The organism is Mesorhizobium sp. M1E.F.Ca.ET.063.01.1.1 (assembly GCF_003998155.1).
In the GTDB taxonomy this organism is placed as follows: domain Bacteria; phylum Pseudomonadota; class Alphaproteobacteria; order Rhizobiales; family Rhizobiaceae; genus Mesorhizobium.
Map to the genome: position 1 here is coordinate 1 of NZ_RZSC01000427.1, position 5122 is coordinate 5122.

Here is a 5122-nt window from a genome sequence, read left to right on the forward strand (position 1 = left end):
GGCCGCAACAAGGTGCGCGAATGGTCGTTCGAGACATTCACCTGGGCGGCCGCGCTCGGCGCCGCGACTGAGCGGATCGGCCTGTTCATGACCGTGCACGTGCCGCTGGTACACCCGCTCTACGCCGCCAAGGCGCTGGCGACGGTCGACCATATCAGCCAGGGCCGGGCCGGCCTCAATATCGTCTGCGGCTGGAACCCGAAGGAATTCGGCATGTTCGGCACGCCGCTGGTGGAGAAGGGCTACGACCAGGCGGCCGAGTGGATCGAGATCCTCGAAAGGCTCTACACATCCGACGCCCCGCTCGATTACGACGGAACCTACTATCGCCTGAAGGAGGCAGTGAGCCGGCCGGCCAGCCTGCAGGTGCCGCGCCCGGTGACGATGAACGCCGCCTTCGGTGGGCCCGGCCGGGATTTCGCCGCCGCCAGATGCGACTATCTGTTCACGACATTTTCCGAAATGGCCGACGCGGGCAAGCATGTGGCCGACATCAGCGAGCGGGCGGACAGGCTGGGCCGCAATGTCGGCGTCTACACGGTTGCGCATGTGGTGTGCCGGCCGACGATGGAAGAAGCTCAAGCCTATTATACGCGCTACGCGGTGACGATGGCCGATCATGAGGCGGTCGACGCCCATATGGCGGGCAAGAAGGAGTTCTCGCAATCGCATGACCAGCATGCCTATGAGCGCTACCGGCAGCGTTTCGCCGGCGGCGCCGGCACCTATCCCCTGGTCGGCACGCCGGAAACGATCGCGGCCGACATGATCGCCATTGCCGAGCAAGGCTACCAAGGCATCGCGCTTTCCTTCGTCAATTACACACAGGAACTGCCCTATTTCTGCGATTGTGTGCTGCCGCTGCTGAAGCGGGCAGGCTATCGCGAATAGCTCAGTCCGGAATGACCGCCGTAGCCTGTATCTCCACCTTGGCGCGGTCTTCGACCAGCGCCACCACCTGCATGGCGGCCATCGCCGGGAAGTGCCGGCCGATGATTGCGCGGTAGGCTTCGCCGATCCCCTTGAGGTTGGCGAGGTACTCGGCCTTGTCGGTGAAATACCAGGTCATCGAGGTGATGTGCTGCGGCTCGCCGCCGGCTTCGGCGAGAATGGCAACGACATTGGCGAGCGTCTGGCGCACCTGACCGACGAAGTCGTCGGTCTCGAACCGGCATTCGGCGTTCCAGCCGACCTGGCCGCCGATAAAGACAAGCCGGCCACGCGCGGCCACGCCATTGGCGTAGCCGATCGGTTTGGCCCAGCCTTCCGGCTGCAGGATAGTGTGCACGTCTAGCCTCCCCTTAAGTCGAATGCGGTTCGCAAGGCATGGTCTCACGCCGCTCCCATGACCTGCCTGGCGATCACCACCTTCTGCACGTCGGAGGCGCCTTCGTAGATGCGCAGCGCCCGGATCTCGCGATAGAGGCTCTCGACGATGTGGCCCTTGCGCACGCCATCGCCGCCATGCAGTTGCACCGCCTTGTCGATCACCTCCTGCGCCCTGTCGGTGGCGAAGAGCTTCGCCATCGCAGCTTCGCGCGTCACCCGCGCGGCCCCCATGTCCTTGGTCCAGGCGGCGCGATAGATCAGCAGGGCGGCGGCGTCGACATCGAGCGCCATCTCGGCGATGTGGCCCTGCACCATTTGCAGTTCGGCCATCGGCGCGCCGAACAGCTTGCGCTCGGCCGCCCTTTTGACGCTCTCGTCGAGCGCGCGCCGCGCGAAGCCGAGCGCAGCGGCGCCCACCGTCGAACGGAAGACGTCGAGCACCGACATGGCGATGCGAAAACCCTCGCCCGGCTTTCCAATCAGCGCAGAAACGGGAACGCGCACATTATCGAAGGAGAGCCGCGCCAGCGGGTGAGGGGCGATCACCTCCAGCCGCTCGGCAATGCCGAGGCCCTTCGTATCCGCAGGCACGATGAAGGCGGAAATGCCTTTGGCGCCGGGCGCCTCGCCGGTCCGCGCAAAGACGACATAGAGGTCGGCGATGCCGCCATTGGAGATCCAGGTCTTCTCGCCCGAAAGCACGTAGAAGTCACCGTCGCGGATCGCCGTCATCTCCATATTGGCGACGTCCGAACCCGAACGTGGTTCCGAGAGAGCAAAGGCCGAGATTGCCTGGCCGGCCCGCGTCTTCGCAAGCCAGCGCTGCTGGTCCGGTGTGCCGAAAAGCGAGATCGCGCCGGTGCCGAGACCCTGCATGGCGAAGGCGAAGTCGGCCAGCCCGTCATGGCGTGCGAGTGTTTCGCGGGTGATGCAGAGCGTGCGCACATCGAGCGGCCCGGGGTTGGCGGAGTCGAGCGCTGTCGGCTTCAGCCAGCCGTCGCGGCCAAGCATCGCCACCAGCGCGCGGCAGGCCGCGTCGACATCGTGGTGATCGACGGGAAGGTTCTTCGCGCACCAGGCGTCGAGCTTTTCTGCCAGCGCGCGATGGTGGTCTTCGAAGAACGGCCATGAGAGGAAGGAGCGGTCAGGCATGTCTGCCTCCGCAGTACTTCGGGGTTTGCGCTCTACGGCGCCCCCCTCTGGCCTGCCGGCCATCTCCCCCTCTAGGGGGGAGATCGGCTGTCATCGTCGCTTTCGCCAATCGCCAACGCTGCAGGATGGGAGCCGGCGCCCAAGCTGCCAATCTCCCCCCTTGAGGGGGAGATGTCCGGCAGGACAGAGGGGGGCGCTGTCCCGCCGACGTTTCCATCAAAGCAATCATCGCTAATTCCCCTCGAACACCGGCTTTTCCTTCGCCACGAAGGCCTTATAGGCGCGCTCGAAATCGCCGGTCTGCATGCAGATCGCCTGCGCCTGCGCTTCCGCCTCGATCGCCTGGTCGAGGCCCATCGACCATTCCTGGTTGAGTTGTGTCTTGGTGATGCCATGCGCGAAGGTCGGGCCGGAGACGATGCGCGCCGCCATGTCGAGCGCGTCGGCCTCGAGCGCAGCGGGCTCGACGAGGCGATTGTAGAAACCCCAGCGCTCGCCTTCGGCGGCGCTCATCGTGCGGCCGGTATAAAGCAGCTCCGCCGCTCGGCCCTGGCCGACGATGCGCGGCAGGATCGCGCAGGCGCCCATATCGCAGCCGGCAAGGCCGACGCGGGTGAACAGGAAGGCGGTCTTTGCCTCCGGCGTGGCGATGCGGATGTCGGAGGCCATGGCGATGATGGCGCCGGCGCCGACCGCCACGCCGTCGACGGCAGAGATGATCGGCTTACCGCAGTTAAGCATCGCCTTGACGAAGTCGCCGGTCATGCGCGTGAAGGCGAGCAGCGCCTTCATATCCATCTTGACCAGCGGCCCGATGATGTCGTGGACATCGCCGCCCGAGCAGAAATTGCCGCCATTGGGCAGGAACACGACGGCGTCGACATCGTCGGCATAGACGAGGTCGCGAAAAGTGTCGCGCAACTCGGCATAGCTGTCGAAGGTCAGCGGGTTCTTGCGTTCGGGACGGTCGAGCCGGACCCTGGCGATCCTGCCTTCCACCTGCCAGAGGAAATGCTTGGGTTTCAGGCCAGCCATCTTGCTCATTCGCGTCCCTCCCAATTGCTGCGGAACGATTTCAGCATGCCGGTCAGGCGGCGGGCCTCGTCCTCGCTGACATTGCCGAGCAGCTCGCCGACCCAGTTCTCATGCGCGGCGGCAATCTCCGCGAAGGACTTCGTACCTTCCTCGGTCAGCCGCACCATCGATGTGCGGCGGTCGCCGTTGCGGCGCGCGCGGGCGACGAGCCCTTCCGAAACCAGCCGGTCGACGATGCCGGTGACATTGCCGTTCGACACGAGCAGGAAGCGCGACAGGTCGCTCATCAGCATGCCTTCGGGCACGCGATAGAGCGCTGCCATCACATCGAAGCGGGGCAGCGTGGTGTCGAATTCCTTCTTCAGCCGTTCGCGCAGCTCGGCCTCGATCGTGCGCGAGGCGCGCAGCAAGCGTATCCACAGGCGCAGCCTGTCCTTGCCCGGCCCGGTGGATGTCGGTCCTGCTACCATGTCTCGCCTCCGGAAATCGAGATCGCCTGCCCGGTGATCGATCGGGCGGCGTCGCTGCACAGCCAGAGCACCGCCGCGGCGACCTCTTCGGGCTGGATGAAGCGCCCTTGCGGGTTCGTCGCGGCGAGGCTCGCCCGCGCCTCGTCGGCGGAGCGGCCGGTCTTCCCCACGATGCGCTGAACGGACTCCTCCAGCATGTCGGTTTCGACGAAACCCGGACAGACGGCATTCACCGTCACGCCGGACTTCGCGGTCTCGGTGGCTAAAGCCCGCATCAGCCCGACCACGCCGTGCTTGGCGGCGACGTAAGGAGCGACATAGGCGTAGCCTTTCAGGCCGGCCGTCGAGGCTACGAATATGATCCGACCCGCCTTCCGCGCGATCATGCCCGCCAGTGCCGGCTTCACCGTCAGGAAAGCGCCGGTCAGGTTGACGTCGAGCGTGCGCCGCCAGTCGGCCAGCGAGGTCTTGTGCGCCGGCGCGCTGCCCGCCATGCCGGCATTGGCGACGACGATATCGAACGGTCCGCGCGCCGCTTCCGCCTTCTCGTAAAGAGCCGCCATGTCTGCCTCATCGGTGACATCGGCGGCGAGACCAAAGATGCAAGCGTTCTCCTTCGCGACCTCGGCAAGCGCCGCCTCGCGCCGCCCGCATATGGTTACGTTGATGCCGACGCCGGCTAATGCCAGCGCGATCGCACGACCGACGCCGGAACCACCGCCGGTGACGAGGGCGTGTCTACCGGCGATCATAGCTCAATCCCCGAGGCGGGCGCTGCCCCTCACCCTTACCCTCTCCGCGGGAAGAACGCGGAGAGGGGGTCACCGGCGCTGGAGCAGGTCCCTTCTCCCCGTTCTTCACGGGGAGAAGGTGCCGGTAGGCGGATGAGGGGCGGCGCCGACGTGAAAACATGGAAGCACTCATACCTTGAGCCCTGCCGCCGCTTCGCGCTCGGCCAGGCGGTAGATCTGGTCGCGTCCGCGCAGATAGGGATCCGGCCATTTGACGCCGCGGTCGCCGAGGGTGACCGCCGCATGCAGCGTCCAGTAGGGGTCGGTAAGATGCGGCCTGGCCAGCGCCACAAGGTCAGCGCGCCCGGCCATCAGGATCGAGTTGGCGTGGTCAGGCTCGTAGAT

Annotated in this window: 7 protein-coding genes; 1 reads left to right on the forward strand and 6 read right to left on the reverse strand. The window is 66.0% G+C overall.

The window, feature by feature from the left end:
- The coding region (locus EOA29_RS24445; protein ID WP_127221722.1) for an LLM class flavin-dependent oxidoreductase at positions 1-891 on the forward strand (891 nt) is incomplete at its 5' end.
- Between the two features lies 1 nt (position 892).
- Here EOA29_RS24445 and EOA29_RS24450 read toward each other — a convergent pair.
- From EOA29_RS24450 to EOA29_RS24480, 6 genes are all read right to left on the reverse strand, one after another.
- Entirely contained in the window at positions 893-1288 is a 396-nt protein-coding gene (locus EOA29_RS24450) for a RidA family protein (RefSeq protein WP_126090432.1), read from the reverse strand.
- A gap of 44 nt (positions 1289-1332) precedes the next feature.
- Positions 1333-2481, reverse strand: coding sequence for an acyl-CoA dehydrogenase family protein (locus EOA29_RS24455; protein ID WP_126090431.1), 1149 nt, complete (start codon positions 2479-2481; stop codon positions 1333-1335).
- A gap of 231 nt (positions 2482-2712) precedes the next feature.
- The gene (locus EOA29_RS24465; RefSeq protein WP_126090430.1) at positions 2713-3525 is read right to left on the reverse strand and encodes an enoyl-CoA hydratase family protein; all 813 of its coding nucleotides are present in this window, start codon (positions 3523-3525) and stop codon (positions 2713-2715) included.
- Complete coding sequence (locus tag EOA29_RS24470; RefSeq protein WP_126090429.1) at positions 3522-3986, reverse strand: MarR family transcriptional regulator; 465 nt, start codon at positions 3984-3986, stop codon at positions 3522-3524. Before EOA29_RS24470 ends, EOA29_RS24465 begins: the two co-directional genes overlap by 4 nt.
- Positions 3980-4738, reverse strand: a complete 759-nt coding sequence (locus EOA29_RS24475) for an SDR family NAD(P)-dependent oxidoreductase (protein ID WP_126090428.1) — start codon at positions 4736-4738, stop codon at positions 3980-3982. The genes EOA29_RS24470 and EOA29_RS24475 overlap by 7 nt, the downstream gene beginning before the upstream one ends.
- Before the next feature lie 168 nt (positions 4739-4906).
- Positions 4907-5122 (reverse strand): hypothetical protein (locus EOA29_RS24480; RefSeq protein WP_145969772.1); only part of this gene is annotated, 216 nt, incomplete at its 5' end.

Excerpts from the sequence above, each read along its gene's own strand:
- EOA29_RS24455 (WP_126090431.1), bottom strand. The coding sequence starts at position 2,481 with ATGCCTGACCGCTCCTTCCTCTCATGGCCGTTCTTCGAAGACCACCAT.
- EOA29_RS24465 (WP_126090430.1), bottom strand. The coding sequence starts at position 3,525 with ATGAGCAAGATGGCTGGCCTGAAACCCAAGCATTTCCTCTGGCAGGTG.
- EOA29_RS24470 (WP_126090429.1), bottom strand. The coding sequence starts at position 3,986 with ATGGTAGCAGGACCGACATCCACCGGGCCGGGCAAGGACAGGCTGCGC.
- EOA29_RS24475 (WP_126090428.1), bottom strand. The coding sequence starts at position 4,738 with ATGATCGCCGGTAGACACGCCCTCGTCACCGGCGGTGGTTCCGGCGTC.